Source organism: Streptomyces sp. A01 (assembly GCF_059026195.1).
In genome coordinates this window covers 62,559-88,155 of record NZ_JBWLKN010000004.1, presented here as the reverse complement: position 1 = coordinate 88,155, position 25,597 = coordinate 62,559, and the positions used below count along the sequence as shown (strand labels likewise).

Annotated in this window: 23 protein-coding genes; 4 read left to right on the top strand and 19 right to left on the bottom strand. The window is 71.3% G+C overall.

Features of this window, described 5'->3' with window-relative positions; translation table 11 throughout:
- Positions 1–18: 18 nt before the first annotated feature.
- The 14 genes from nusB to AC5P1B_RS06540 form a co-directional block, all read right to left on the bottom strand.
- Positions 19–453 carry a transcription antitermination factor NusB gene (nusB, locus tag AC5P1B_RS06605; RefSeq protein ID WP_493885598.1) on the bottom strand — a complete coding sequence of 145 codons (435 nt, stop codon included), beginning with the start codon at positions 451–453 and terminating at the stop codon, positions 19–21.
- Between the two features lie 2 nt (positions 454–455).
- Positions 456–1,022 (bottom strand): elongation factor P, encoded by a 567-nt coding sequence (efp, locus tag AC5P1B_RS06600; protein ID WP_493885596.1) that lies wholly within the window; start codon positions 1,020–1,022, stop codon positions 456–458.
- Positions 1,023–1,070: 48 nt separating this feature from the next.
- Positions 1,071–2,177 (bottom strand): aminopeptidase P family protein, encoded by a 1,107-nt coding sequence (locus tag AC5P1B_RS06595; RefSeq protein ID WP_493885594.1) that lies wholly within the window; start codon positions 2,175–2,177, stop codon positions 1,071–1,073.
- 476 nt (positions 2,178–2,653) lie between these two features.
- Positions 2,654–3,544: an AAA family ATPase gene (locus AC5P1B_RS06590; RefSeq protein ID WP_493885592.1), complete on the bottom strand. Its 891-nt coding sequence runs from the start codon at positions 3,542–3,544 to the stop codon at positions 2,654–2,656.
- 176 nt (positions 3,545–3,720) lie between these two features.
- Positions 3,721–4,167, bottom strand: coding sequence for a type II 3-dehydroquinate dehydratase (gene aroQ / locus AC5P1B_RS06585; protein WP_493885590.1), 447 nt, complete (start codon positions 4,165–4,167; stop codon positions 3,721–3,723).
- Positions 4,164–5,312, bottom strand: coding sequence for a 3-dehydroquinate synthase (gene aroB, locus AC5P1B_RS06580; protein ID WP_493885588.1), 1,149 nt, complete (start codon positions 5,310–5,312; stop codon positions 4,164–4,166). Before aroB ends, aroQ begins: the two co-directional genes overlap by 4 nt.
- Before the next feature lie 40 nt (positions 5,313–5,352).
- Positions 5,353–5,850, bottom strand: coding sequence for a shikimate kinase (locus AC5P1B_RS06575; RefSeq protein ID WP_493885802.1), 498 nt, complete (start codon positions 5,848–5,850; stop codon positions 5,353–5,355).
- Between the two features lie 107 nt (positions 5,851–5,957).
- A complete protein-coding gene (aroC, locus tag AC5P1B_RS06570; RefSeq protein WP_493885586.1) occupies positions 5,958–7,142 on the bottom strand; it encodes a chorismate synthase in 1,185 nt (394 codons plus the stop codon).
- A 479-nt stretch (positions 7,143–7,621) separates the two neighbouring features.
- Positions 7,622–8,455, bottom strand: coding sequence for a shikimate dehydrogenase (locus AC5P1B_RS06565; protein ID WP_493885584.1), 834 nt, complete (start codon positions 8,453–8,455; stop codon positions 7,622–7,624).
- Positions 8,456–8,469: 14 nt separating this feature from the next.
- A complete protein-coding gene (mltG, locus tag AC5P1B_RS06560) occupies positions 8,470–10,329 on the bottom strand; it encodes an endolytic transglycosylase MltG (RefSeq protein ID WP_493885582.1) in 1,860 nt (619 codons plus the stop codon).
- A 126-nt stretch (positions 10,330–10,455) separates the two neighbouring features.
- Positions 10,456–10,920: a Holliday junction resolvase RuvX gene (gene ruvX, locus AC5P1B_RS06555; RefSeq protein ID WP_493885801.1), complete on the bottom strand. Its 465-nt coding sequence runs from the start codon at positions 10,918–10,920 to the stop codon at positions 10,456–10,458.
- 97 nt (positions 10,921–11,017) lie between these two features.
- Positions 11,018–13,687: an alanine--tRNA ligase gene (gene alaS, locus AC5P1B_RS06550; protein ID WP_493885580.1), complete on the bottom strand. Its 2,670-nt coding sequence runs from the start codon at positions 13,685–13,687 to the stop codon at positions 11,018–11,020.
- Positions 13,687–14,061, bottom strand: coding sequence for a DUF6167 family protein (locus tag AC5P1B_RS06545; RefSeq protein WP_493885578.1), 375 nt, complete (start codon positions 14,059–14,061; stop codon positions 13,687–13,689). Before AC5P1B_RS06545 ends, alaS begins: the two co-directional genes overlap by 1 nt.
- A 5-nt stretch (positions 14,062–14,066) precedes the next feature.
- A complete protein-coding gene (locus AC5P1B_RS06540) occupies positions 14,067–14,501 on the bottom strand; it encodes a DUF948 domain-containing protein (protein WP_493885576.1) in 435 nt (144 codons plus the stop codon).
- A 259-nt stretch (positions 14,502–14,760) separates the two neighbouring features.
- Between AC5P1B_RS06540 and AC5P1B_RS06535 the strand changes: the two genes are divergently transcribed.
- The gene (locus AC5P1B_RS06535) at positions 14,761–17,040 is read left to right on the top strand and encodes an ATP-binding protein (protein ID WP_493885574.1); all 2,280 of its coding nucleotides are present in this window, start codon (positions 14,761–14,763) and stop codon (positions 17,038–17,040) included.
- A 95-nt stretch (positions 17,041–17,135) separates the two neighbouring features.
- Here AC5P1B_RS06535 and rpsD read toward each other — a convergent pair whose 3' ends face one another.
- Complete coding sequence (gene rpsD, locus AC5P1B_RS06530) at positions 17,136–17,750, bottom strand: 30S ribosomal protein S4 (protein ID WP_493885572.1); 615 nt, start codon at positions 17,748–17,750, stop codon at positions 17,136–17,138.
- 185 nt (positions 17,751–17,935) lie between these two features.
- Between rpsD and AC5P1B_RS06525 the strand changes: the two genes are divergently transcribed.
- On the top strand, positions 17,936–18,619 hold the full coding sequence (locus tag AC5P1B_RS06525) for a DUF2470 domain-containing protein (protein WP_493885800.1): 684 nt from the start codon (positions 17,936–17,938) through the stop codon (positions 18,617–18,619).
- A gap of 18 nt (positions 18,620–18,637) precedes the next feature.
- Here the strand turns inward: AC5P1B_RS06525 and AC5P1B_RS06520 are convergent, their stop codons facing one another.
- The 4 genes from AC5P1B_RS06520 to AC5P1B_RS06505 form a co-directional block, all read right to left on the bottom strand.
- Complete coding sequence (locus AC5P1B_RS06520) at positions 18,638–20,026, bottom strand: replication-associated recombination protein A (RefSeq protein WP_493885570.1); 1,389 nt, start codon at positions 20,024–20,026, stop codon at positions 18,638–18,640.
- A gap of 107 nt (positions 20,027–20,133) precedes the next feature.
- Entirely contained in the window at positions 20,134–20,793 is a 660-nt protein-coding gene (locus tag AC5P1B_RS06515; RefSeq protein WP_493885568.1) for a vitamin K epoxide reductase family protein, read from the bottom strand.
- A 60-nt stretch (positions 20,794–20,853) separates the two neighbouring features.
- Complete coding sequence (gene hisS / locus AC5P1B_RS06510; RefSeq protein ID WP_493885566.1) at positions 20,854–22,116, bottom strand: histidine--tRNA ligase; 1,263 nt, start codon at positions 22,114–22,116, stop codon at positions 20,854–20,856.
- An 11-nt stretch (positions 22,117–22,127) separates the two neighbouring features.
- Positions 22,128–22,838: an MBL fold metallo-hydrolase gene (locus tag AC5P1B_RS06505; RefSeq protein ID WP_493885565.1), complete on the bottom strand. Its 711-nt coding sequence runs from the start codon at positions 22,836–22,838 to the stop codon at positions 22,128–22,130.
- Positions 22,839–23,136: 298 nt separating this feature from the next.
- Between AC5P1B_RS06505 and AC5P1B_RS06500 the strand changes: the two genes are divergently transcribed.
- Both AC5P1B_RS06500 and AC5P1B_RS06495 read left to right on the top strand, forming a co-directional pair.
- A complete protein-coding gene (locus tag AC5P1B_RS06500; protein WP_493885563.1) occupies positions 23,137–23,994 on the top strand; it encodes a peptidylprolyl isomerase in 858 nt (285 codons plus the stop codon).
- 297 nt (positions 23,995–24,291) lie between these two features.
- Positions 24,292–25,521, top strand: a complete 1,230-nt coding sequence (locus tag AC5P1B_RS06495) for a DUF349 domain-containing protein (RefSeq protein ID WP_493885561.1) — start codon at positions 24,292–24,294, stop codon at positions 25,519–25,521.
- Positions 25,522–25,597 lie beyond the last annotated feature (76 nt).

Here is a 25,597-nt window from a genome sequence, read left to right as displayed (position 1 = left end):
GGCAGTGTCGTGTCAGCTTCAGCCTTCTTCGCGGCGCAAGCTGGGCTTGAGGTCCTTCAGACGGCCCAGCAGGCCGTTGATGAACGCCGGTGAGTCATCGGTGGAGAACTCCTTGGCGAGCTGCACCGCCTCGTCGATCACCACCGCGTCCGGGGTCTCGTCTTCCCAGATCAGCTCGTAGGCGCTGAGTCGCAGAATGTTCCGGTCCACGACCGGCATCCGGTCGAGCGTCCAGCCGACCGCGTAGGTGGCGATCAGCTCGTCGATACGGTCCGCGTGTGCCGCGTACCCCTCGGCCAGCTGCATCGTGTACTCGGTGACCGGCGGCTGCCGGTCGTCGGTCCGCCCGTGCCGAATCCAGTCACCGAGGACCGTCTGCACGGCGGTCGCGCGCTGGTCGGCCTCGAAGAGGATCTGGAAGGCGCGTTTGCGGGCCTTGTTGCGGGCAGCCACGGTTAGCTGTTCACCCGACCGAGGTACTCACCGGAGCGGGTGTCAACCTTGATCTTCTCACCGGTGGTGATGAAGAGCGGCACGGCGATCTCGTGGCCGGTCTCCAGGCGAGCGGGCTTGGAGCCACCGGTGGAGCGGTCACCCTGAACGCCCGGCTCGGTGTACTCGATGACCAGCTCGACGGAGGCGGGCAGCTCGATGTAGAGGACCGAGCCCTCGTACATCGCGATGACGGCCTCGTTGCCCTCAAGGAGGTAGTTGGCTGCGTCGCCGACCGTGTCCGGGGGGATGTTGATCTGTTCGAACGTCTCCGTGTCCATGAACACGAAGTCGGAGCCGTCCTTGTACGAGAACTGCATGCCGCGCTTGTCGATGTTGGCCGTTTCGACCTTCACGCCAGCGTTGAAGGTCTTGTCGACGACCTTGCCGGAGAGCACATTCTTCAGCTTGGTGCGGACGAAGGCAGGGCCCTTGCCCGGCTTGACGTGCTGGAACTCGACTACGGACCAGAGCTGGCCTGCGTCGAGCTTGAGCACCAGGCCGTTCTTGAGGTCGTTCGTGGATGCCACGGTTGCGGAATCTCCTGGACTGAAGCTGGTGGAACCAGAAGGTGCGCGCTAGAGCGCGAGCAGCTCCTTGGTCGTGATGGTGAGTAGCTCGGGTCCGCCGTCCGCCTCGGGGCGGACGACGAGCGTGTCATCGATCCGGACGCCGCCCCGACCCGGGAGGTGGACCCCCGGTTCGACGGTTACCGGCACACAAGCGTCCAGTTTACCCATGGCTTCCGGTGCCAGCCGAGGGTCCTCGTCGTTTTCCAGGCCCACACCATGCCCGATCCGGTCTCCCAGCGTCTCCACCTGGCCCGCGGCGGCCAGCACCTGCCGCGCCGCACGGTCCACATCCCGGTACGCGGTTCCCGGGGCCAGCGCCTCCCGCCCGGCCCGCTGCGCCGCGAAAACCAGGTCGTACAGCTCGATCTGCCAGTCGGCGGGCGAGGTGCCGATCACGAACGTACGGCCGACCTCGCAGCGGTAACCCCGGTAACTGGCGCCCAGACAGACAGTGAGGAAGTCGCCCTCCTCCACCCGGCGGTCGGTGGGCGCGTGCCCCGCCTGCCCGGAGTGCGGTCCGGCGCCCACCGACGTGGCGAACGCGGCACCGTCCGCCCCGTGGTCCACGAGGCGGCGCTCCAGCTCCAGCGCGAGGTGCCGTTCGGTGCGGCCGACGAGGATCGACTCCAGCAGCTCTCCGAGGGCCTGGTCGGCGATCTCGGCGGCGATCCGCAGACAGGAGATCTCCTCGTCGTCCTTGATGATCCGCTGCTGCTCGACGGCGCAGCCGAGGTCGGTCAGCGCCAGCCTGGGCGCTACGGAGCGCAGGGCGCGGTGCCGGGCGACGGTCAGGTCATGCTCCTCGACGGCCAGCCGGTCCGCCCCGGCGGTCTCCACCAGGTCAGCGGCGGCGACGGCCGCGTCGGCGTACGGCGCGGCCAGCTCAAGCACCCGGACACCGTCGGCCGGCAGCCCGAGCGCCGGGTCGAAGACACCGCAGGCCGGGCGCAGCAGCACGTCCTCGGCGGGGCCGAGAAGCAGGACCGCGCCTGGCGGCGAGCCACCGCACAGATAGCGCACATTGGCAGGACGGGAGACCAGGGCGGCCGAGCTGCCGACCGCCGCGCACCGGTCGCGCAGCCGGGTGCGTCGGGCCGCGAACACCTCGGACATGCTCCGAGCGTAGGTCCGAGCGGCGGGCCTGGCCGGTCGGGCGCGTCCGACTGGGCGGTGCGGTGCGCTGCGCTGAGCGGCGGGCAGTCCCCCGGCGGGCGGGGCGGCCCGCCCCCTTGCCCAGCTACCGCTGGGCTGTCCTCAATCGCCGGACGGGCTGACTTTCAGCCCATCCGCCACCGGGGCCACACGAAGACGGGCCTGGCATGCCAGGCCCGTCTTCGACGCACGCGGACAAAACGAGCCCGGTCCGCTGAATCAAGCCGTCCGGCGATTGAGGACACACCACGCCCGACCGGCACCCGCAGACAAACAAGCCCGGCCAGGCGCCCTATCAAGCCCGTCCGGCGATTGAGGACACACCGACCCCGTCCGGGGCCACAAAACAAGCCTGTCCGGCGTTTGAGGACGAAACCAGCCCGTCCGGCGATTGAGGACACAGCTTGGGCGTGGCTGAGCCGCGGGCCGGAGTGGGGCTACCAGCTGGGGGGGCTGGCGATGCTGCGGGCTACTACGTCGTCCAGTACGCGCGCCGTCGTCGCCACGTCGTACTGCGAGTTGTCGATGATCGGCAACCCCGACCCGTACCACCCGGCCATCCGCCCATGGATACGGGCGACCTCCTCATCGCTGAGGCGCCGGTTGCCCGAGCGAGCGGCGTTCCGCTCCAGGACGATCTCCAGGCCAGGCAGCAGGACCACGGGCAGCAGCCCGGGACCCACGTGCCGTTTCCAGCCACCCAGGCCGACGACCGGGCGGTCCGGGAAGACGGCGTCGTCGAGGATGCAGGAGATCCCGTTGGCGAGGAAGTTGCGCGCGGCGAAGCCGCAGGTGCGGCGGGCCAGGCGGTACTGGGCCTCGGAGTTGTCGTTCCAGCCGGACTGCGGGTTCGCGAACCCGGATCTGACCCACTCGCGGACGTCGTCCAGGCTGATGTGGGAGGTCGGCACCCGCCGGTTGTCGGCCCAGAGCCGGGCGACGGTGGTCTTCCCGGCTCCCGCCGGGCCGATCAGCAGCACGGCGACGGCCGCCCTGGAGGCGTCGATCACCGGCTGGTCGGCGAGCGCGTGCGGCAGCGGGACGGGCGCGCCGGGGGGCAGCCGGACCGGACCCGTGGTGGTGTCCGTGGTCGGCGGCGCGGCGGGCGGCGGCGCGGTTATCGGCGGCGCCGGTGGCGCGGCGGGCGCGGGCTGCCGGCCCTGCCCGGTCCAGCCGGGGGCGGAGCCGGGGTGCTGTACCGGGTGGCCGCCCATGGTGGGCGGCCGGCCATGCGGGGCGGGCGGCCCCGCGTACTGCGGCCCGTCGGCGCCGGGCCCCTGCTCCGGCCCCTGCGACGGGGGCAGCGGAACTCCCACTGCGTGCTGCATCCGGTGGCTCTCCGTCTCGTACGGGCGACTGACCTGTCGCGACCAGCCGTTTACCGAGAGCGGGCCGGGCGCGCTACCGAACGGTACATCCCCCGGACGCCGCTGGGCGGTGCACCCGTTCTCGGCCTTCACCGAGTGAACGGCCGGGACAGGCGACGAGTGCCCGATATGCCCCGTCAGCCGGGGAGTTCGGCCGCGAGCGCCTGCAACGCGAGGCGATATGACCCGATTCCGAAACCCGCGATGGTGCCGCTGGCGACAGCGGCGATGACAGAGTTGTGACGGAACTCCTCGCGCGCGTGCGGGTTGGAGATGTGCACCTCGATGAGGGGCGCGGTGCGCTGGGCGGCCGCGTCCCGCATGCCGTACGAATAGTGCGTGAACGCGCCCGGGTTGATCACGACGGGGATCGCGCCGTCCGCGGCCTCGTGCAGCCAGCGGATCATCTCGCCCTCGTCGTTGGTCTCGCGGACGTCGACGTCGAAGCCGAGTTCCTTGCCGAGCGTCGTGCACTGCTCGACGAGCCCGGCGTACGAGGTGGCGCCGTAGACGTCCGGTTCGCGGCTGCCGAGCCGTCCGAGGTTGGGCCCGTTGAGCACGTACACCCGCTGGGCGGCCGTCACTTGGAGACCTCCCCGTACGCGGCGAGCAGCAGCGCCGGGTCAGGACCCTCCAGCACAGTGGGCTTGCCGAGGGCGTCGAGCACGATGAACCGGAGCATGTCGCCACGGGACTTCTTGTCGACGCGCATCGTCTCCAGCAGCTTGGGCCACTGGTCGCCGCGGTAGGTGAGCGGGAGGCCCACCGATTCCAGCACGGTGCGGTGCCGGTCGGCGGTCGCGTCGTCCAGCCTGCCCGCGAGGCGGCCGAGTTCGGCGGCGAAGACCATGCCGATGGACACGGCGGCGCCGTGCCGCCAGTTGTAGCGCTCGTTCTTCTCGATGGCGTGCGCGAGGGTGTGGCCGTAGTTCAGGATCTCGCGCAGTCCCGACTCCTTCAGGTCGGAGGAGACGACGTTCGCCTTGACCCGGATGGAGCGCTCCAGCAGCTCGGCGGTGTGCGGGCCCTGCGGCGTACGGGCGGCGGCCGGGTCGGACTCGATCAGGTCGAGGATGACCGGGTCGGAGATGAAGCCCGCCTTGATCACCTCGGCGAGCCCGCTGACGTAGTCGTTGACCGGCAGCGACTCCAGCGCCGCGAGATCGCACAGGACCCCGGCCGGAGGGTGGAAGGCGCCGACGAGGTTCTTGCCCTCGGCGGTGTTGATGCCGGTCTTGCCGCCGACCGCGGCGTCCACCATGCCGAGCACGGTGGTGGGCACGGCGATCCAGCGCACACCGCGCAGCCAGGTCGCCGCGACGAAACCGGCAAGGTCGGTGGTGGCACCGCCACCGACACCCACGATCACGTCGGAGCGGGTGAATCCGGTCTGGCCGAGCGCCTTCCAGCAGTACGCGGCGACCTCGACGGTCTTGGACTCCTCCGCGTTGGGCAACTGGATAGCGATGGCCTCGTAGCCCTGCTCGGCGAGGTCTTCGCGCAGCGCCTCGCCGGTGCTGGCCAGCGCCTCGGGGTGCAGCACGGCGACCCGCTTGACCCCGGGACCGATGAGCCCGGCGAGCTCGCCGAGCAGCTGGTGGCCGACCAGCACCTCGTACGGCGCCGTCCCGGCGCTGCCGCCGACCTTGATACGGGTCGGGGCCTGCGGCGCGGACTGGGAGGAGTCGGCGGAGGCAGCGGTGGAGGCGGCCTGGGACGGGTCAGTCATGCGTTCCTCACTGCGGGATGAGCGGGATGATGCGTCACGGTTACTTCTCAAGCTCCAGCGCGTCGGCGACCGCCAAGGCCACCTCCTGCGGGCTGCGGTCATCGGTGCTGACGACGGCGCGGGCCACCTCGGTGTACAGCGGACGGCGCGCCGCCATCAGCTCCCGCCAGCGCTGCCGCGGGTTGATGGCCAGGAGCGGGCGCGGCGCGTCGAGGCCGACCCGCCGCACGGCGGCGGCCAGCTCGACGTCGAGGAAGACGACGGCGAGACCCTTGAGCAGCGCCCGGGTGCCCTCGTCCATGACCGCGCCGCCGCCGAGCGAGAGCACGCCGGGGTGCTCGGCGACCGCCGTACGCACCGCCTCCCGCTCCAGGGCGCGGAAGTGGTCCTCACCGTGTTCGAAGAAGATGTCCGGGATCGTCTTCCCGGCGACCCGCTCGATGTCGGCGTCGGTGTCGCGGCTGGCGGTGCCGAGCCGCTCGGCGAGCAGCGCGGCGACGGTCGACTTCCCCGCGCCCGGCGGGCCCACAAGGATCACGGCGGGGCCCCGGCCGCCCGCAGCCGGTCCGCGGACGGCGTGCGGGCCGGTCGCGGCGTCCGGTCCTTCGGACGGCTGCCGCCGCCCGGCGTCCTCGCGCGCGCCGTTCACCGGATCGCGAGGTTGTCGAGGAAGCCGCGCACGTTGCGGCGGGTCTCCGGCACGCTGTCACCGCCGAACTTCTCCGCCACGGCGTCGGCCAGCACGAGCGCGACCATCGCCTCGGCGACGATGCCCGCCGCGGGGACCGCGCAGACATCGGATCGCTGGTGGTGCGCCTGGGTGGCCTCACCGGTGGTGACGTCGACGGTGGCCAGCGCGTGGGGCACGGTCGCGATCGGCTTCATCGCGGCGCGCACCCGCAGCAGCTCGCCGGTCGTCAGCCCGCCCTCGGTGCCACCGGCGCGGCCGGTGGCGCGCCTGATCCCGTCGTCGCTCGGCACGATCTCGTCGTGCGCCTTGGAACCCGGCACGCGGGCGAGGTCGAAGCCGTCGCCGACCTCGACGCCCTTGATGGCCTGGATGCCCATCAGCGCACCGGCCAGGCGCGAGTCCAGCCGCCGGTCCCAGTGGACATGCGAACCGAGGCCCACCGGCACGTTGTACGCCAGGACCTCCACGACGCCGCCGAGCGTGTCGCCGTCCTTGTGCGCCTGGTCGATCTCGGCGACCATCGCCTCGCCGGCCTCGGCGTCCAGGCAGCGCACCGGGTCCGCGTCGAGACGCTCGACATCGCCGGGGACCGGGTAGACGCCGTACGGGGCCTTCGCGGCGGCCAGCTCCACCACGTGCGAGACGATCTCGATCCCGGCCGTCTCCTTGAGGTAGGACCGGGCGACGGCGCCGAGCGCCACGCGGGCGGCGGTCTCCCGCGCCGAGGCGCGCTCCAGGATCGGCCGGGCCTCGTCGAAGCCGTACTTCTGCATACCGGCGAGATCGGCGTGGCCAGGGCGGGGGCGGGTGAGCGGGGCGTTCCTGGCGAGCCCCGCGAGGATCTCGGGGTCCACCGGGTCGGCCGACATCACCTGTTCCCACTTGGGCCACTCGGTGTTGCCCACCATGATGGCCACCGGGCCGCCCATGGTGAGGCCGTGCCGCACGCCGCCGAGGAAGGTGACCTCGTCGCGTTCGAACTTCATCCGGGCGCCACGGCCGTAGCCGAGCCGCCGCCTGGCCAGCGCGTCCGCCACCATGTCCGTGGTGACCGGTACCCCGGCGGGCAGCCCCTCCAGGGTCGCCACCAGTGCGGGGCCGTGCGACTCCCCCGCCGTCAGCCAACGCAACCTGCTCAACGGTGCTCCTTAACCTTGCGCCCGTGCGAGTGCTCAGGCTCGATCTTCCCACGAGCGGTGTGGCGCCTTGCCCTGCCGTCCACGCTACGGACGACACCGCCGCTCCGCCCGCCCCCACACAGCCACCCGCAGGCCCCCCGCCCCACGGGGACGGCGTCCCGCGCCGCCCTGGGGGCGCCCCCGCCCGGGGGTTCCGCGCCGTTGCGGGAGTCGCACCGCCCGGGGCTGCGTCCCTGGCCGCTGCCCCGGCTGCCGCCGGAAGGTGCGGCTGTCCTCAAGCGCCGGACGGGCTGGATTTTCCAGCCCGTCCGGCGCTTGAGGACACACCTCAGCTCGTCCGGCGCCCGAGGACAAAGCCGGCCCGTCCGGCTACTTGAGGGCGCGGTCCCGCACGCGGGCAGGCCCGTGGGCTCGGTCCGCGCGTGAGCGAGGAGTGGCCGGCGTCAAAAGGGAAGGGCGGCGGGGCCGGAGAGCCCCGCTTACTGGTGGCGGGTGGTCAGGGCGGCCTCGCCCGCCTCCCGCATCGCGGCCAGCGGTGCCGGTTCAAGCCCCGTCATCCGTTCCACCTGAAGCACCGCCTGGTGCACCAGCAGGTCGAGCCCGCCGACAACCGCCCCGCCGCGCGCCGACCACGCGGCGGCGAGCCGTGTCGGCCACGGGTCGTACAGCACGTCGAACAGCGCGCCGGGGCGCTCCGGAACGGCCTCGGCCAGGGCGTCCGTCGTGCCCGCGGGTGTCGTCGCGATGACCAGCGGAGCGCTGAGCGCCTGCGCCGCCTCCGCCCAGTCGGCGGTCCTCACCTCGACGCCGAGCCGCTCGCCCCACTGCCGCATCTCGGTGGCGCGGGCCCGGCTGCGCACGTACGCGGTGACCTCACCGACGTGCAGCCTGCCCAGGGCCGCCAGCGCGGAGGACGCCGTCGCTCCCGCGCCGAGCACGGCCGCGCTCGCGACGCGCTCCACACCGCGCTCCCGCAGCGCGGCGAGCATGCCGGGGATGTCGGTGTTGTCGCCGATACGGCGACCACTGTCGGTGAAGGTGACCGTGTTGACCGCTTCCACCGAGGCCGCCGCCTCGCTGATGTCGTCGAGCAGCGGGATGATCGCCCGCTTCAGCGGCATCGTCAGCGAAAGCCCCGCCCATCCGCGGTCGAGACCTTGCAGGAAGGACGGCAGCCCCGCCTCGTCCACCTCGAACCGGTCGTACCTCCAGCCGGTCAGCCCCAGCTTCTCGTACGCCGCCCGGTGCAGCACCGGAGAGAGTGAGTGTGTGATGGGCGATCCAAGGACCGCCGCCCTGCGGTCTTCCGGCATCTCTTCCCGGCCCCCTAGTTACCGCTCTTGCCTTGACGCTTCTTGTTGAACTCCGCGACGAGCTTCTGGTGCTCGGCGTAGGTCTTGGTGAACTTCGTCGTCTTTCCGTCGATGGAGATGAAGTAGAACCAGCCGCTCTTCTCCGGCTTCAGCGTGGCCTTCAGGGCGTCGTGGCCCGGGTTGCCGATGGGCCCCGGCGGCAGGCCCTTGTCGTGGTACGTGTTGTACGGGTTGTCGTAGTTCCGCAGCTCTTCGATCGTCAGGTCGATCTCGCTCTGGTCCTTGACGTAGTTGTACGTCGAGTCGAACTCAAGCCTGCCGAATGTCTGCGGATTGTCGGGCTTGAGCCGGTTGTAGACGACGTCGGCCATTTTGCGGAAGTCGTCGTGCGTCATGCCCTCGGCGTTGACCAGGCTCGCCACGGTGACGATCTCCAGCGGCGACTTCAGGCCGAGGCTCTTGGCCTTCGCGTCGTCCAGGCCCAGCCTCGTGTACTCGATCTTCGCCTGCGCGACCATCTTGCGGAGCACGTCGGCGGGCTTGGCGTCCTTGCCCACGCTGTAGCGGGAGGGGAAGAGGAAACCTTCCAGCGGGTCTTTGATGTTCCCGCCCTTGTTCGCCCAGTCGGGCAGGCCGAGGTTCTTGTACTCCTTCTTGGCCGCCTTCTTGGTGGTGCCCGCCGAGGCGCCGATCTTCTTGTCGATGGCGGCGTAGACGGCGTTGTCGCGCATGCCCTCGGTGACGATGAGCGCGTTCATGGAGGCTGGGTCCGTCATCATCCTGACGGCGGCCTCAGCCGACATCCGCTTGTTGAGGGTGTAGTTCCCTGCCTGGATGCTCTCGCCCTTGGGGCTCGCGTTGGCGGCGTCCACGAACGCCCGGCTGCTCTTGACGACGTCTTCGCGTTTGAGAATGTCGCCCATCGCGGCGACGCCGGTCCCTGGCGGGATCTCGATCTGCACCTGATCGTCGGTGCCCTCGCCCGCGTAGTCGGCGGGGGTGCCGAAGTGACTGTCGTAGAACTGGTAGCCGAAGTACCCGGCACCGCCGATGGCCCCGCCCAGCACCACGGTGACCATCAGGCAGGCGATTCCGCTGCGCCGTTTCGTCTGCTTGCCGCGGCGCTCCTTGCTGCGGCGCCGCTCCTCACGCGGGTCGAGGGCCTCGTCGTCATAGCCGTCGTCACCGTCGTCGGACGAGCCGCCGCTCCGCCCACCGGCGAAGAAGTCGGGCTTCTCATCCGCGAAGAACGGGTGCTCGGGGTCGCGCTCGCGGCGCGCCAGTTCGGGTTCGGCACGCCAGTCGTCGGTCGGCTCGTCGGGCTCAGGGGACTGCTGGACCGGCTGGCCCTCCCGCCCCACTCGCTGCTGCCCCTGCTGCGGGTAGCCCTGCTGCTGAGTCTGCGGGGGATGCTGCTGCGGGTGTCCCCGCTCCGGGTATTGCTGCTGCCCCATGGGGTGCGGCTCCGGCTGCGGGTAGCCGTCCGGTGTCCCGTAGAAGTCGGGCTGCTGCCCGCTGTACGGGTCCACCGGTCCGCCATAGGGGTCGCCCGGGGGGATCTGTGCGTACGGGTCGCCCTGCCCCTCGGCGTACGGCACGCCGGAGCCCTGCGAGCCGTCCCAGCCGTAGTCCTGCTGCTGGTACTGCTGCTGGGGGTCGTGCCCGTACTGCTGTGACTGCTGAGCATCGTGCGCGTACTGCTGCTGCTGAGGATCGTGCGGGTAGTACGGCTGCTGCTGCGCGTAGTGCTGTTGCTGGTCACTGGTGGGGCTGTGACCTGCTGCGTCCTGCTGCCCATCCCACCCCGGGTCGCCGTACAACGGGTCCTCGGGGTGCCACGATTGGGAGCCGGAGCTCCGGCCGTACTCAGTCATCAATCCCCTAGTGCCGCGCTGCGGCAGCCGGTACGCGCGTGGGGCGCGGGGTTCGCTCCGCCGGGCTATTGCCACGTCAGGTGTTCGAACAGCTGCCTTGCCGCGCGGAACGTTACCGTATCGCGATCAGATGACCACTTTGACGGCCTCCCCCGGCGGTCGGCCGGAGGAACGCTCGGTCTCCAGGGCGCTCTGGAGGATGATGACGGCGGCCGCCTGGTCGATCACGGCTCGCCCCTTCTTGGACTTCACGCCGGAGGCCCGCAGGCCGTGGGTGGCTGTGACGGTCGTCATACGCTCGTCGACCAGTCTGACCGGCACCGGGGCGATGTCCCGGGCCAGCTCACCGGCGAAACCGCGGACCTTCGTGGCCGCCGGGCCCTCCTTGCCGCTGAGCGACCGGGGCAGGCCGACGACGACCTCGATCGGCTCGTACTCCTCGACGATCGCCGCCAGTCTGCGCCGTGCGGCCGGGACGTCCCGGCCCGGCACGGTCTCCACCGGGGTGGCGAGGACCCCGTCGGGGTCGCACGAGGCGACCCCGATCCGGGCGTCCCCGACGTCGACGGCGATCCGCCGGCCACGGCGCATGGGGTGCTGGTCGTTCACGCCGCGCTGTCCTCGCTCATGTTCCTCCGGCCCCTCGGCACGGCTGCCCGGACGCCCACCGCGTCCGCGCGGTCGCCCGTCACGCCTGGTCGGCGACGAGGCGTTCGACGGCGGCGACCGCGTCGCCGATGGCGTCCGCGTTCTGTCCACCGCCCTGGGCGACGTCCGGCTTGCCTCCGCCGCCACCGCCCAGCGTCTTCGCGGCGGCACGGACCAGCTCGCCGGCCTTGAGCCCGCGCTCCCTGGCCGCCTCGTTGGTGGCGATCACGGTGAGCGGACGGCCGCCGGCCACGGTGAAGAGCGCGACGACGGCGGGCCTGCCGCCCTGGATGCGGCCGCGCACGTCGAGGACGAGCTTGCGCAGGTCGTCGGCGCCCGTGCCGTCAGGCACCTGGCCGGTGACCAGGGCGACACCGCGTACGTCCTTGGCGCCCTCGGCGAGACCGGCCGCGGCCTGGAGCACCTTCTCGGCGCGGAACCGCTCGATCTCCTTCTCCGCGTCCTTGAGCTTGGCGAGCATCCCGGAGATCTTCTCCGGCAGCTCCTCCGGGCGGCCCTTGACGAGATCCGTCAGCTGGGAGACCACGGTGTGCTCACGGGCGAGGAAGTTGTACGCGTCGACGCCGACAAGGGCCTCCACGCGGCGCACGCCGGAGCCGATCGAGGACTCGCCGAGCAGCTTGACCAGGCCGAGCTGGGCGGTGTTGTGCACATGCGTACCGCCGCACAGCTCCTTGGAGAAGTCGCCGATGGTGACGACCCGGACCCGGTCGCCGTACTTCTCGCCGAACTCGGCGATGGCGCCCTGCTTCTTGGCGTCCTCCATGCTCATGACCTCGGCGGTGACGTCGAGTTCGCGGGAGAGCACGTGGTTGATCTTCTGCTCGACGTCGGTGAGCACCGTGCCGGGAACGGCGGCGGGCGAGCCGAAGTCGAAGCGGAAGCGGCCGGGTGAGTTCTCCGAACCGGCCTGGGCGGCGGTCGGGCCGAGCGCGTCACGCAGCGCCTGGTGGGTCAGGTGGGTGGCGCTGTGGGCGCGGGCGATGGCGCGCCGCCGGGTCTCGTCGATCTGGGCGTGGGCGCCGGCGCCCACGGTGACCTCGCCGACCTGCACGACGCCCTTGTGCACGCTGACGCCGGGCACCGGCTGCTGCACGTCGCGGACCTCGACGATGGCGCCCGAGTCGAGCTTGATGCGCCCGGTGTCGGCGAGCTGGCCGCCGCCCTCGGCGTAGAAGGGGGTGCGGTCGAGGACGACCTCGACCTCGTCGCCCTCGTGCGCGGCGGGAGAGGAGACGCCGTCGACCAGCAGGCCGACGATGGAGGATTCGCCCTCGGTGTGCGCGTAGCCGGTGAAGACCGTCGAACCGGCGGTGTCGGCGACGGCGCGGTAGGCGGACAGGTCGGCGTGGCCCTGCTTCTTGGCCTTGGCGTCGGCCTTGGCCCGCTCCCGCTGCTCCTTCATCAGGCGGCGGAAGCCGTCCTGGTCGACGGACAGGCCCTGCTCGGCGGCCATCTCCAGGGTCAGGTCGATCGGGAAGCCCCACGTGTCGTGGAGCAGGAACGCCTTGTCTCCGGCGAGCACGCTGGACCCGGCGGACTTGGTCTCGCTGACGGCGGTGTCGAGGATGTTGGTGCCCGCCTTGAGCGTCTTGACGAAGGCGTTCTCCTCGGCGAGCGCGACCGTCTCGATGCGCCTGCGGTCCTGGAGCAGCTCCGGGTACTGCTCGCCCATCGTCTTCAGGACGACGTCCACGAGCTCGGCCATGACCAGCCCGGTGGCGCCGAGCAGCCGCATGTTGCGGATGGCGCGGCGCATGATGCGGCGCAGCACATAACCGCGGCCCTCGTTGCCGGGGGTGACGCCGTCACCGATCAGCATGACGGAGGTGCGGATGTGGTCGGCGACCACGCGCAGCGCCACGTCGGTGTCCTGGGAGGCGCCGTAGGAGACGCCGGTCAGGGCGGTCGCCTGGTCCATGACGACGCGGAGGGTGTCGGTCTCGTACATGTTCCGCACGCCCTGCAGGATCATCGCGAGGCGTTCGAGGCCGAGGCCGGTGTCGATGTTCTTGCTCGGCAGCTCGCCGAGGATGGGGAAGTCTTCCTTGCCGGAGCCGGGGCCGCGCTCGTACTGCATGAAGACCAGGTTCCAGATCTCCACGTAGCGCTCGTCGTTGACGGCGGGGCCGCCCTCGACGCCGAACTCGGGGCCGCGGTCGTAGTTGATCTCGGAGCACGGCCCGCACGGCCCGGGCACGCCCATGGACCAGTAGTTGGGGCCCATGCCGAGGCGCTGGATGCGCTCGGCGGGGACGCCGACGACCTCACGCCAGATGCGCTCGGCCTCGTCGTCCTGCTCGTAGACGGTGATCCACAGCTTCTCCGGGTCAAGGCCGTAGCCACCGTCCGCCTGCGAGCTGGTCAGCAGCTCCCAGGCGTAGACGATGGCGCCTTCCTTGAAGTAGTCGCCGAAGGAGAAGTTGCCGCACATCTGGAAGAACGTGCCGTGCCGGGTGGTCTTCCCGACCTCTTCGATGTCGGGGGTGCGCACGCACTTCTGCACGCTGGTGGCGCGGTCGAAGGGGGGCTTGACCTCACCGAGGAAGTACGGCTTGAAGGGGACCATGCCCGCGGGGACCAGCAACAGCGTCGGGTCGTCCGCGATCAGCGACGCCGACGGCACGACGGTGTGCCCCCGCTCCTCGAAGAAGCGCAGCCAGCGGCGGCGGATTTCGGCCGACTCCATCAGTAGTCCTCTTTCCGGTCGTGATTCCGGTCGTGATTCCGGTGGGTGTTCCGGTCGTTCGTCGCGGGCCAGGTCGCCGGGCGGTAGGCCTTCGCCTCAAGCACCGCTTCCCCGCGCTGGGCGGGGAGCTCCTTCATGGGTTCCTGGCCGGCTGTCAGGCCCAGTGCGTCGTTCAACGCCGCCTCGCGGTCGGCCATTCCGACGCGTACGTCGATGGCGAACTGCTTCAGCCGGTGGCCGGTCTCGACGGCTTTGTCCGCCGCCTGCGCGGCGAGGCTCTCCGGGGTCAGGCGGCGCAGTTTGCGGTTGACCTTGGTGGTGGCCCATACCCCGGCGGCGGCGCCGGTCGTGAACCAGAATGCGCGGCGGAACATCGCGATCAGTCCTTCTTACCCCGGTTGCGGCGGCCACCGCGCCTGGCGCGTGGCACGGTCTTGCCAACGACCACGGTGGTGCGCCGGGCGGGCTCGCCCTTGCGGCCGATCGCCTTGCGTACGCCGTAGCCGAAGGCGGCGACCTTGACCAGCGGCCCGCCGAAGGCGGAGGAGACGGTCGAGGAGAGCGCCGAGGCGTTGGAGGTCACCTCTTGGACATCGGCCGCGATGGAGTCCACCCGGGCGAGCTGCGTGTTCGCCGACCGCACCGTCGCCGACGCCTCGCTGAGCAACGGGACCGCCTGGTCGGTGACATCGGCCACCAGCTTCGTCGTCGCCTTGAGCACCTGTGCGAGCCTCACCAGCGCGAGGGCGAGGAAGGACACAAGGATCGCCCAGAAGACGGCCACGAGAATCCCGGCCACCTCTCCACCGGACACGTCGCACCGCTCCCTGCTGAATCTTGGCGGGTCATTGGCTGGTCTTGATCGTCACAGTCGGCCGCCCCCTGCGAGCGGAGAGGACCTGCGTCTTTCCGGGCAGGGGCGGCAGGTACCGACCTTATCGCGCCGCGCCTCCCGGCCCCTACCCGATTCCCGCTCGCCGCCAAGGGGGGCGCGGGGCACGGGCGGGAAGTGGGCGGGCGGCCGCGAGACGGGATTGTACGGCCCGCTTACCCTTGAGTACGCTCCGTGTTCCATGCGACAAGCTCCGTGCCCCGGCCCGCAGCCGGGTTCCCCCGCACAGCCCGCCTCGCCCGACGGTCTCCCCGCCGAACTGAGCCGGTTCACCGGCCGGAGCGCCGAGCTGGCCGATCTGGAGGACTTACTCTCCGACGCCCGCCTGGTCACCGTCACAGGCACGGGCGGCATCGGCAAGTCCCGGCTCGTACTCCGCGCGGCGAGAGGGCTGCGGAATCGCTTCTGCGACGGCGTCCACCTGGCCGAACTCTCCGAGCTGCCCGCCGACGAGAAGCCCGACCAGCGGGTCGCCATGGCGCTCGGACTGACCGTGCCCGCCGGCCGCTCGCAGCGCGAGGCGCTGCTGGAGCGGCTGGCGGGCCAGGAGGCGCTCCTCGTCCTCGACGGCTGCGAGCACCTGCTCGACGCGTGTGCCGCGCTCGTCACCGACCTGCTGCGGCGCGCCCCTGGCCTGCGAGTGCTCGTCGCCAGCAGGCGCCCGCTCGATGTCGCGGGCGAGCGGCTGTTGCCGCTGGGCCCGCTGCCGCTCACACCGGACGCGGTGGCCCTGTTCAGCGACCGGGCGCGCGCCGTGCTGCCGGGCTTCGACGCCGGGGCGGCGGGCCGCGACATCGTCACCGAGGTGTGCCGGAGGCTCGACGGCCTCCCGCTGGCGCTGGAGCTGGCGGCGGCCCGGCTGCGGGCACTGTCGCCGCAGCAGCTGCTGCACCGGCTGGACGACCCGCTGGGGCTGCTGACGAGCCACAGCCGCAGCGCGCTGCCCCGGCACCGGTCGCTGTCGACGGCCATCGGCTGGAGCCATGAGCTGTGCACGCCCGGGGAGCGGCTGCTGTGGGCGCGGCTCTCGGTCTTCGCCACCGGCTTCGACCTGGACGCCGTCGAGTACGTGTGCTCCGGCGCCAGCCTCCCCGCCGACGAGGTGCTGGGCGCGCTGTCGGGCTTGGTGGAACAGTCCGTGGTCGCACGGGAGGACCCGCCGGACGGCGGCGGGCAGGCCCGCTACCGGATGCTGGGCACCGTGCGTGCGTACGGCGCCCGATGGCTGGCGGAGCTGGGCGAGACGGAGCGGCTGCGCAAGCGGCACCGGGACTGGTACCTGGGCCTGGCGACCTGGTGTGAGCTGGACTGGTTCGGCATGCGGCAGGCCGAGGTCGCGCAGCGGGTCGAGGTCGAGCTGCCGAACGTGCGGCTGGCCCTGGAGTACAGCCTGGAGAACCCCGAGGACGCGCACGTCGCCCAGTATCTGACCGGCACCCTGTGGTTCTGCTGGGTGGGCTGCGGGCGGCTGACGGAGGGGCAGCGGTGGCTGGACCGGGCACTGGCGCTGGACAGCGAGCAGCCCGAGCCCCGCGCGAAGGCGCTGTGGGTGGCGGGGCTGACGGCCGCGGTACGGGGCGAGGCGGTGGCGGCGCTGACCGCCCTGCACGAGTGCCAGGAGATCGCGGAGAGCCGCGGCGATGACAGCGCCGCCGCGTACGCGACGCAGATGCTCGGCACGACGGCGCTGATCAGCGACGACCTGCCGCGCGCGATCGCGCTGCTCCGTGAGTGCCTGGAGCGCTACCGGGCGCTGGGTGAGCTGAACGCGCTGGTGCTGCTGGCGCAGGTGCAGCTCGCGCTGGCGCTGGCGCTCGACGGCGACATCGAGGCGGCGCTGGCCCTGGGCGAGGACGCCCGGCAGGTCGCCGAGGACAGCGGCGAGCGCTGGGTGCGCTCGTACGCGCTGTACGCGCTGGCGTACGCGCACGCGGCGCGGGGCGAGGACGCCGACGCCAGGGAGCTGCTGGTGGCCTGTCTGGAGATCAAGCGGGAGTTCGGCGATGTGCTGGGCACGACGCTGGCGCTTGAGCAGCTGGCGCCGCTGGTCGTCGTGGACGCGCCGGAGTGGGCGGCGCGGCTGCAGGGCGCGGCGGCCAGAGGCTGGCTGGAGGTGAGCGGTAAGCCGTACCGGTCGCGGCACCTGCGGGGGCAGCACGAGCGCTGCGCGGCGCGGGCCCGCGGCGAGCTGGGCGACGCGCGGTACGAGGAGGCGCACCGGGACGGGCGGCTCGGCGGCCTGGACGCGGCGGTGGCGCAGGTGCTGGAGCGGGGGCGCGGGAAACCGGCGAGCCTGGTGGGCCAGGCCGGCGGGGCGGCGGGGCGGCCCTGGCCACGGGAGGACCGGGCCAGCGAGGGGCGGGCCGCCGAGGAGTGGGCGGCCCGGGCGGCGGCCGCGCTGCGGCGCAAACAGCCCGCGGGCCCCCCGTCGGCCGAAACCGGTGAGGAGCCCGCGGGCTGAGGTGCGCATGGCGTCCGCCGTACGGGCTGGCCGTACGGCGGAGCGGTCTCGCGCGGGTGGTGCGTGCACGCCGCGAGCGGCGCGCGGAGCCCTGCTTAGCGGGCGTAGTACTCGACGACGAGCTGCTCGTCGCAGATGACCGGGATTTCCTTGCGGTTCGGGTCCCGGTCAAGGCGGAAGGCCAGGGCCTTCAGGTTGACCTCAAGGTAACGCGGGGTCTCGCCGTCCGTGTCGTAGCCACCCTCACGGGCGACCTGGAACGGGTGCTTCTCGCGGCTGCGCTCGCGGACCATGACGACATCGCCCGGGCGGACCCGGAAGGACGGCTTGTCGACCTTGCGGCCGTTGACCTCGATGTGGCCGTGGACGACCATCTGGCGCGACTGGTAGACGGTCCGGGCGATGCCCGAACGCAGGACCAGCGCGTCGAGGCGGCGCTCAAGCTCGACGACCAGTGCCTCGCCCGTCTTGCCCTCGGCCTTCTTGGCGCGGTCGTACGCACGCGCCATCTGGCGCTCGCTGATGTCGTACTGGGCGCGCAGACGCTGCTTCTCCAGCAGACGGACCTTGTAGTCCGAGTTCTGCTTGCGGCCACGGCCGTGCTCGCCCGGCGGGTAGGGGCGTGCCTCGAAGTACTTGACGGCCTTCGGCGTCAGCGCGATGCCGAGCGCACGAGACTTCTTGACCTTGGGACGCGACTGGTTAGGCACGTTCTCCAGACCTCCGTTGTAAGTTAGGTTAGGCTCACCTTACTGAAGGAGATCGCATGTCTCGCCCGGGGAACACCAGTCACGTCACGGACAACACGAAGAAGGCCGACGCTCTGGGCGTCGACGCGACGGAGGTCCGATCAGATCGTGGTCAGCCGCGTCCCAGCGGACTTGATATCGCACGGATGCCGTCAGCAGCCGAACGCACACGAACTCTCGTACAGAGTACCTCCTGCGGAGTGCTGCTCATCCCCGGGCTGGACGGAGCGCGCCCCGACCAGCTCACCTCGGAGGCCCGGAGCACCGGAAACGACGGCGAGGTGTTCCTGCTCTTCCCCGCCGACTCACCGGCCGTACGGGCCGCCACCCACGCGCAGGACGACGAGCTGGCCGCTGTGCTGGAGATCACCGATGTCGCACCGGTCTCCGTCCCGCACCGCATCCGGGGCAGGGCCTGGCTCTCCGGGTGGCTCGTGTGCGCGCCCGGCATGGCCGAGCCGGGCCGCATGATGCTGCGCCTTGAGGTCGGCGAGGCGTACATCGACGACCTGTGGGGCGCCGAGGACGTCGAGCCCGAGGACCTCGTCCACGCCACAGCCGACCCGCTGGCCGCGCACGAGACGGAGCTGCTCCAGCATCTGCACTCCGCCCACAGCGAGCAGGTCCAGGGGCTGTGCGGGCTGCTCGGCGAGCGGGTCAAGCAGGCCACCACCGCCGCCGTGCCGCTCGCGCTCGACCGGTTCGGCCTGCGGGTCCGCTTCACCGGCCAGGAGTGCTTCGACGCGCGCTTCGACTTCCCCGAGCCGGTGAGCGACATCACCGGGCTGCGCCGGGCCATGCACACCCTCTTCGACGCGGCGGCGCACTGAACTCCACGCGCCGCCCGGTCACTGCCGCCCGTCGGCCGGGCCTTCCGCCGGGCCCGGCTGCTCGCCGCCCAGCCGTGCGCGGACCCGCTCCACCACGTCCGCGTAGCGCGCCTCGGCGCCGTAGCGCGTGGGCGTGTAGTAGCGCTTGCCGTGCACCGCGTCCGGCGCGTACTGCTGGGCGGCGATGCCGCCGGGCATGTCATGCGGATACAGATAGCCCTGGGCGTGGCCGAGCTTCGCCGCGCCCTTGTAGTGGCCGTCCCGCAGATGCGCCGGCACCGGGCCGGCGAGCCCGGCCCTGACATCGGCGAGCGCGGCGTCGATCGCGAGATAGGCGGCGTTGGACTTCGGCGCCAGGGCCAGCGCCACCGTCGCCTGGCCGAGCGCGATACGGGCCTCCGGGAAGCCGATCATCGCGACGGCCTGAGCGGCGGCGACCGCCGTCTGCAGGGCCGTCGGGTCGGCCATGCCGATGTCCTCGCTCGCCGAGATCATGAGCCGCCTGGCGATGAACCGCGGGTCCTCACCCGCCTCGATCATCCGCGCCAGATAATGCAGCGCCGCGTCCACATCCGAGCCCCTGATGGACTTGATGAGCGCGCTGGCGACGTCGTAGTGCTGGTCGCCGTCACGGTCGTACTTCACCGCGGCCCGGTCGACCGCTTCCTCCAGCGTCTCCAGGGTGATCGAGGGCTCGCCCTTCGATATGGCCGAGCCCGCACCCGCCTCCAGGGCCGTCAGCGCCCGCCTGGCGTCCCCGCCCGCGATGCGCAGCAGATGCTCCTCGGCGTCAGCGGGCAGCTCCACGGCGCCGCCGAGCCCCCGCTCGTCGGTCAGCGCCCGCCGCACCAGACCGCGCAGGTCGGTGTCGGTCAGCGACTCCAGCGTGAGCAGCAGCGAGCGGGACAGCAGCGGGGAGATGATCGAGAAGTACGGGTTCTCCGTGGTGGCCGCGATCAGGGTCACCCAGCGGTTCTCCACGGCGGGCAGCAGCGAGTCCTGCTGGGCCTTGCTGAAACGGTGGATCTCGTCCAGGAACAGCACGGTGTCGCGGCCGTACCCCCCGGAGCTGCGGCGCGCGCTGTCGATGACCGCCCGCACCTCCTTCACCCCGGCGGTGATCGCGGACAGCTCGACAAAGCGCTTCTGCGTGGCCAGGCTGACGACGTAGGCCAGCGTCGTCTTGCCGGTGCCCGGCGGGCCCCACAGGATGACGGACGACGGCCCCGCCGGGCCCCCGCTCCCCTCCCCGACGAGTCTGCGCAGGGGTGATCCGGGCCGCAGCAGATGCTGCTGGCCCACCACCTCGTCGAGGGTGCGCGGGCGCATCCGGACCGCGAGGGGGCTGCTGGCCGGGTCCTTTTGCTGACGGTCCTCGGCGGCGGCGGTGAACAGGTCGGGCTCCACGCTGAAACCCTATGCCACCCCTGTGACACTCCCCCCGGAACAGCGAAGCGGCCCCCGTGAGGGAGCCGCTGTCCACGCCTGTCCGAGGGGCCGCCCGGCCCCGGCCCTCACGCCTGGCCGGTCGTCCAGAAATCCCACCACTTGGTGAGGATCAGCATGCCGATGACGCCGATCCACAGCACCGGCACGACCCAGTGGAACTCCAGCAGGCCGCGCTTCAGCGACTCCGGAGCCGGGAGGAACCCGTGCCGCAGGTTGTGCACCGTCACGTACCAGAACATGACGATGGTCGCGACCCAGGCCAGGCAGCACCACAGGCACAGCGAGCTGATCTCGTACAGCGACTGGTACTGGAGCCAGGTGCAGAAGGCGACGCCGAACAGCGTGCCGCCCCACAGCCCCAGCCAGTACCAGCGCGGGTAGCGCGCCCCGGCCAGCAGCGAGACCCCGACGCAGATGACGATCCCGTAGGCGACCAGGCCGAGCATCGGGTTCGGGAACCCGAACGCCTCCGCCTGGTCGCTCTCCATGATGTTGCCGCAGGACACGATCGGGTTGATGCTGCACCCCGGCGTGTACGAGCCGCCGTCTGCCTTCGCCTCAAGGATCTTGTTCTTGTCGAGCGTGATGACCCAGGCGGCCAGCAGTCCCAGGGCCCCGGTGATGATGAGGAGTGCGGCGAAGATCCGGCCGCCGCCGACGGCGCCCGTGGGAGTCTCCGCGTCGCTCTCGCCTCTGTCAGAGCGGTGAAGTGCCGAAGTGGTCATAACGCCATTCGTCTCGTCAGCCGGACATTGCCTGGTCATTGTGCACCAGGGTCCTGTGCGTCAGCGCCGCTTCGTGAGGAGTTCCTCCACGACGGCGTCCAGGGCGACAGGTGTCTGATCGCCGCTCTCCAGATCCTTGAGCTGAACGACCCCGTCGGCCAGATCCCGCTCACCCGCGACGAGCGCGAACCGCGCCCCCGAGCGGTTGGCGGACTTCATGGCGTTCTTCAGCCCCTTGCCGCCGAAGGCGAAGTCGGTGGCGACTCCGGCCCGGCGCAGCGCCGTGACCAGTTCGAACAGGACGCGCCTGGCCTCCTCGCCGAGCGGCACCGCGTAGACCTCGGTGACGGCGGGCAGGTCGAGTTCGACGCCCTCGGCGCGGAGCGCGAGCACCGTGCGGTCCACGCCGAGCGCCCAGCCGACGGACGGCAGCGCGGGTCCGCCGATCATCTCCGACAGCCCGTCGTACCGGCCGCCGCCACCCACCGCCGACTGCGAGCCGAGACCGTCGTGAACGAACTCGAAAGTGGTACGCGTGTAGTAGTCAAGGCCGCGCACCAGCCGCTCGTCATCCTCGAATTCGACGCCCGCCGCGGTCAGCAGCGTGCGTACCTGCTCGTGGTACTCCTTGCACGCCTCGCACAGGCGGTCGCGCAGCTTCGGGGCGCCGCCGAGCTGGGCCCGGACCGCCTCCCGCTTGTCGTCGAGGACCCGCAGCGGGTTGATGTCGACGCGGCGCCGCGTCTCCTCGTCGAGGTCGAGGCCGCGCAGGAAGTCCTGGAGGGCGGAGCGGTAGGCGGGGCGGCATTCCTTGTCGCCGAGCGAGTTGAGCAGCACCCGGAACTGGCGCAGTCCGAGCGAGCGGTAGGCGTCCACGGCCAGGATGATCAACTCGGCGTCGAGCGCGGGGTCCTCAGCGCCGATCGCCTCGGCGCCGACCTGTGAGAAGTGCCGGTAGCGTCCGGCCTGCGGCCGCTCGTAGCGGTAGTACGAACCGGAGTACCAGAGCTTGACCGGCAGGTTCCCGGCCTTGTGGAGGTTGCGCTCCAGGGCGGCGCGCAGCACGGAGGCGGTGCCCTCGGGGCGCAGCGCGAGCTCGGTGCCGCCCTTGGTGGTGAGGGTGTACATCTCCTTGGTCACGATGTCGGTGGACTCACCGACGCCGCGTGAGAAGAGTTCGACGTGCTCGAAGCCGGGCGTCTCGATGTAGCCGTATCCGGCGCGGCGTACGGGCGCGGCGATGGCCTCGCGCACCGCGAGGAAGACCGCGGAGTCCGGAGGCGTCAGGTCGTACGTGCCCTTGGGGGCGGTGAAGGCGTTCACGGGGCAGTTCGTCACATTCCTCGTCGCGGGGCGGCGGGGCCGCCTCCGAGGCCGGCGGCCACCTGCCGCAGATACGGGTTGGTGGCGCGTTCCTGGCCGATGCTGGTCTGGGGGCCGTGGCCGGACAGCACCACGGTCGAGTCGTCGAGCGGCAGGCACACACGGGCCAGCGACTGGAGGATCTCGGCGTGGTCGCCGCCAGGCAGGTCGGTACGTCCGATGGAGCCGGCGAAGAGCAGGTCACCCGAGAAGAAGACCGGCGGGATGTCGGTGGTCTCGGGCATCCGGAAGGTCACCGACCCCTTGGTATGGCCGGGTGCGTGCTCGACGGTCAGCTCCAGCCCGGCCAGGCTCAGGGCGGCGCCGTCGGTCAGCTCCTTGACGTCGTCGGGCTCCCCCACGGTCAGCTCGCCCATCAACGGCATCCCGATGGAGCGGCCGAGGGCCTTCTCCGGGTCGCTCATCATGTAGCGGTCCGCCGGGTGAATCCACGCCGGTACGTCGTGCGCGCCGCATACGGGGACGACGGAGGCGACGTGGTCGATATGGCCGTGGGTCAGGATGACGGCGACGGGCTTGAGCCGGTGCTTGGCGATGGCCTCTTCGACTCCCTGGGCGGCCTGGTGGCCCGGGTCGATGATCACGCACTCCTCACCGGCGGCGGGGGCGACCAGATAGCAGTTGGTCCCCCAGGCCCCGGCGGGGAACCCAGCAATGAGCACGATCGTCCTTCAGTCGTCCGGTGGTCTGCGTACGGTGGCGTCGGTGCCGTGGAACTCGGCGTTCACAGAGCCTACCGGCGACGCACCGGGCACAGGTAACCGATATACGGTACGGCCGTACGACGGCGTGCGGCACGACGGCGTGCGCGGGAAGGGCGCTTCCGCCCCCGGGTGCCCCGGGCCATCAGCCCGCGCGTCCGGCACCGCACATCCCGCATCGCCACACACCGCACGCAACACACCGCATCCCAGCACACCGCATCGCACATCAGGCATCAGGACACGAGGAGAAGACCCGGTGGTCAGTCACGATCAGCGGCGGCGGCAGCTCGCCCGCGCCAAGTACGAACGGCAGCAGCAGCGCAGGGCCATGGCACGCAAGCGGAACAGCCGCCGCAACGCGGTGATCGCGACGTCACTCGCCGTGGTACTGGCCGCGGGTGCGGCGGCGTACGCCTCGGTCGGCCTCGGCGGCGGCGACTCGTCCGACAAGGCCGACGCCTCCCCCACCCCGAGCGCCCCGCCCACCAGCAAGGCGCCCGACCCGTGCGCGAAGCCCGCGAAGGGCGGCCCGAAGAGCCTCAGCTGGAAGAAGGAACCCGCGCTGGACATCGACACGTCCGCTTCGTACGCGATGAAGCTGGCGACCACCTGCGGCGACATCTCCATCGACCTGGACGCCGACAAGGCGCCGCACACGGTGAACTCCTTCAACTTCCTGGCGGGCAAGGGGTACTTCGACCACACCAAGTGCCACCGGCTGACCAATCAGGGCATCTTCGTCCTCCAGTGCGGCGACCCGAAGGGTGACGGCACCGGCTCCCCCGGCTACACCATCCCCGACGAGAACCTGAAGGACCCGAAGCTCAAGGGCAACGTGTACCCGGCCGGTACGGTCGCGATGGCCAACCGGTACAACCCCAAGCCCGAAAAGGGCCAGAGCGAGAACAAGAACAGCGGCGGCAGCCAGTTCTTCCTCGTCTATCAGGACAGCGAGCTGCCCCCTTACTACACACCGTTCGGCACCATCAAGGGCGGCAAGGACGTGCTGAAGAAGATCGCCGAGGCCGGTGCGTCCGCCCCCGACCCGACGTCGGGAAACACCGCGCCCAACGCCACCGTGGTGATCAACAAGGCCACCGTCACGCGCTCTTGAGGCCGCCCGGCCCTGGCCCGTGCCCGGTGGAGGTCCCGGCCCCGCCCCGCCAACGGGCGGGGCAGGACGCGTACTGACGCGCGTACTGCGAAATTTCGGTCGCGCTGGATACGGACAGCCGGGCCGCCGGTCGCCTATGTTTGCGTTGTGTAGGGTGCCTGCTCCGACGGCTGCCGCCCTGCCGGATCGGTGCACCAGCAGCCCGTCGGACCGGCCCGGCGCTGCCCGGCCGGGAGTAAACCGTGGACGATGCCCGCGGGCCGCGCGCCCGCGTCGGCATCATGTGGAGGAGGCGCTGTGAGCAGCGACCCATGGGGCCGCGTCGACGAGACGGGGACCGTGTACGTGCGGACGGCCGAGGGCGAACAGGTCGTCGGTTCCTGGCAGGCGGGCTCCCCCGAGGAAGCCCTCGCCTACTTCGAGCGCAAGTACGAGGGCCTTGTTGTCGAAATCGGCCTCCTCGAACGCCGGGTCAAAACCACTGACCTGTCGACGAAGGACGCGACGACCGCCATTGACCATCTGCGCCAGCAGGTCGACGAGCACCACGCCGTCGGCGACCTGGACGCGCTGAAGAAGCGCCTGGACAAGCTGGTCGAGACGGTCGAGGCGCGCCGCGAGGAGCGCAAGGCGGTCAAGGCCAAACAGTCCGACGAGGCCCGTAAGGCCAAGGAGGCGCTGGTCACCGAGGCCGAGGAACTGGCCGCCAGTGAGCAGTGGCGGTCGGCCGGGGAACGGCTGCGTGCCCTCGTCGACACCTGGAAGGGCCTGCCGCGCCTGGACCGCAAGACGGATGACGAGCTGTGGCACCGCTTCTCGCACGCCCGCTCGGCCTTCTCCAAGCGGCGCAAGGCGCACTTCGCCTCGCTCGACGCGCAGCGCGAGGAGGCACGCAAGGCCAAGGAGAAGCTGGTCGCCGAGGCCGAGGCGCTGTCCAAGTCGACGGACTGGGGCCCCACGGCCGCCCGGTACCGGGACCTGATGGCGGACTGGAAGGCGGCGGGCCGCGCGCAGCGCGAGGCCGAGGACGACCTGTGGAACCGCTTCCGGGGCGCGCAGGACGTCTTCTTCCAGGCGCGCGGCGAGGTGTTCGCCGAGCGCGACGCGGAGCAGCGGGAGAACCTGACGCGCAAGGAGGAGCTGGCCGCCGAGGCGGAGAAGCTCCTGCCGGTCACGGACCTGAAGGCGGCGCGGGCCGCTTTCCGTTCGATCAACGAGCGCTGGGAGGCCGTCGGCCACGTGCCGAGGGACGCCCGGCCGAAGATCGAGGGCCGGATGCAGGCCGTCGAGCGGGCGCTCCAGGAGAGCGAGGAGACCGAGTGGCGGCGTACGAACCCCGAGGCGCGGGCGCGCGCCGCCGGGCTCACCGGGCAGCTGCAAGCGGCCGTGGAGAAGTTGCAGGAGCAGGTCGACAAGGCCCGTGCCGCCGGCAACAACGCCAAGGCCGACAAGCTCGCCAAGGAGCTTGAGGGGCGTCAGGCGCTGCTCGACCAGGCGCTGAAGGGCCTGCAGGAGTTCGGCGGCTGACGCTTTTCCGTCCGGGCGTGAGGCGGCCCCGGTACGCGGCGCGTACCGGGGCCGCCTTATGCCGTGGGCCGGTCGG

Bases quoted from the DNA above. Each gene is read 5' to 3' on its own strand.
- AC5P1B_RS06595 (WP_493885594.1), bottom strand. From the start codon at position 2,177: ATGTCCGAGGTGTTCGCGGCCCGACGCACCCGGCTGCGCGACCGGTGC.
- AC5P1B_RS06565 (WP_493885584.1), bottom strand. From the start codon at position 8,455: ATGCCGGAAGACCGCAGGGCGGCGGTCCTTGGATCGCCCATCACACAC.
- AC5P1B_RS06535 (WP_493885574.1), top strand. From the start codon at position 14,761: ATGCGACAAGCTCCGTGCCCCGGCCCGCAGCCGGGTTCCCCCGCACAG.
- AC5P1B_RS06545 (WP_493885578.1), bottom strand. From the start codon at position 14,061: ATGTTCCGCCGCGCATTCTGGTTCACGACCGGCGCCGCCGCCGGGGTA.
- mltG (WP_493885582.1), bottom strand. From the start codon at position 10,329: ATGACTGAGTACGGCCGGAGCTCCGGCTCCCAATCGTGGCACCCCGAG.
- aroB (WP_493885588.1), bottom strand. From the start codon at position 5,312: ATGACTGACCCGTCCCAGGCCGCCTCCACCGCTGCCTCCGCCGACTCC.
- alaS (WP_493885580.1), bottom strand. From the start codon at position 13,687: ATGGAGTCGGCCGAAATCCGCCGCCGCTGGCTGCGCTTCTTCGAGGAG.
- AC5P1B_RS06515 (WP_493885568.1), bottom strand. From the start codon at position 20,793: ATGACCACTTCGGCACTTCACCGCTCTGACAGAGGCGAGAGCGACGCG.
- ruvX (WP_493885801.1), bottom strand. From the start codon at position 10,920: ATGCGCCGTGGCCGGCGGATCGCCGTCGACGTCGGGGACGCCCGGATC.
- AC5P1B_RS06525 (WP_493885800.1), top strand. From the start codon at position 17,936: ATGCCGTCAGCAGCCGAACGCACACGAACTCTCGTACAGAGTACCTCC.
- AC5P1B_RS06590 (WP_493885592.1), bottom strand. From the start codon at position 3,544: ATGCAGCACGCAGTGGGAGTTCCGCTGCCCCCGTCGCAGGGGCCGGAG.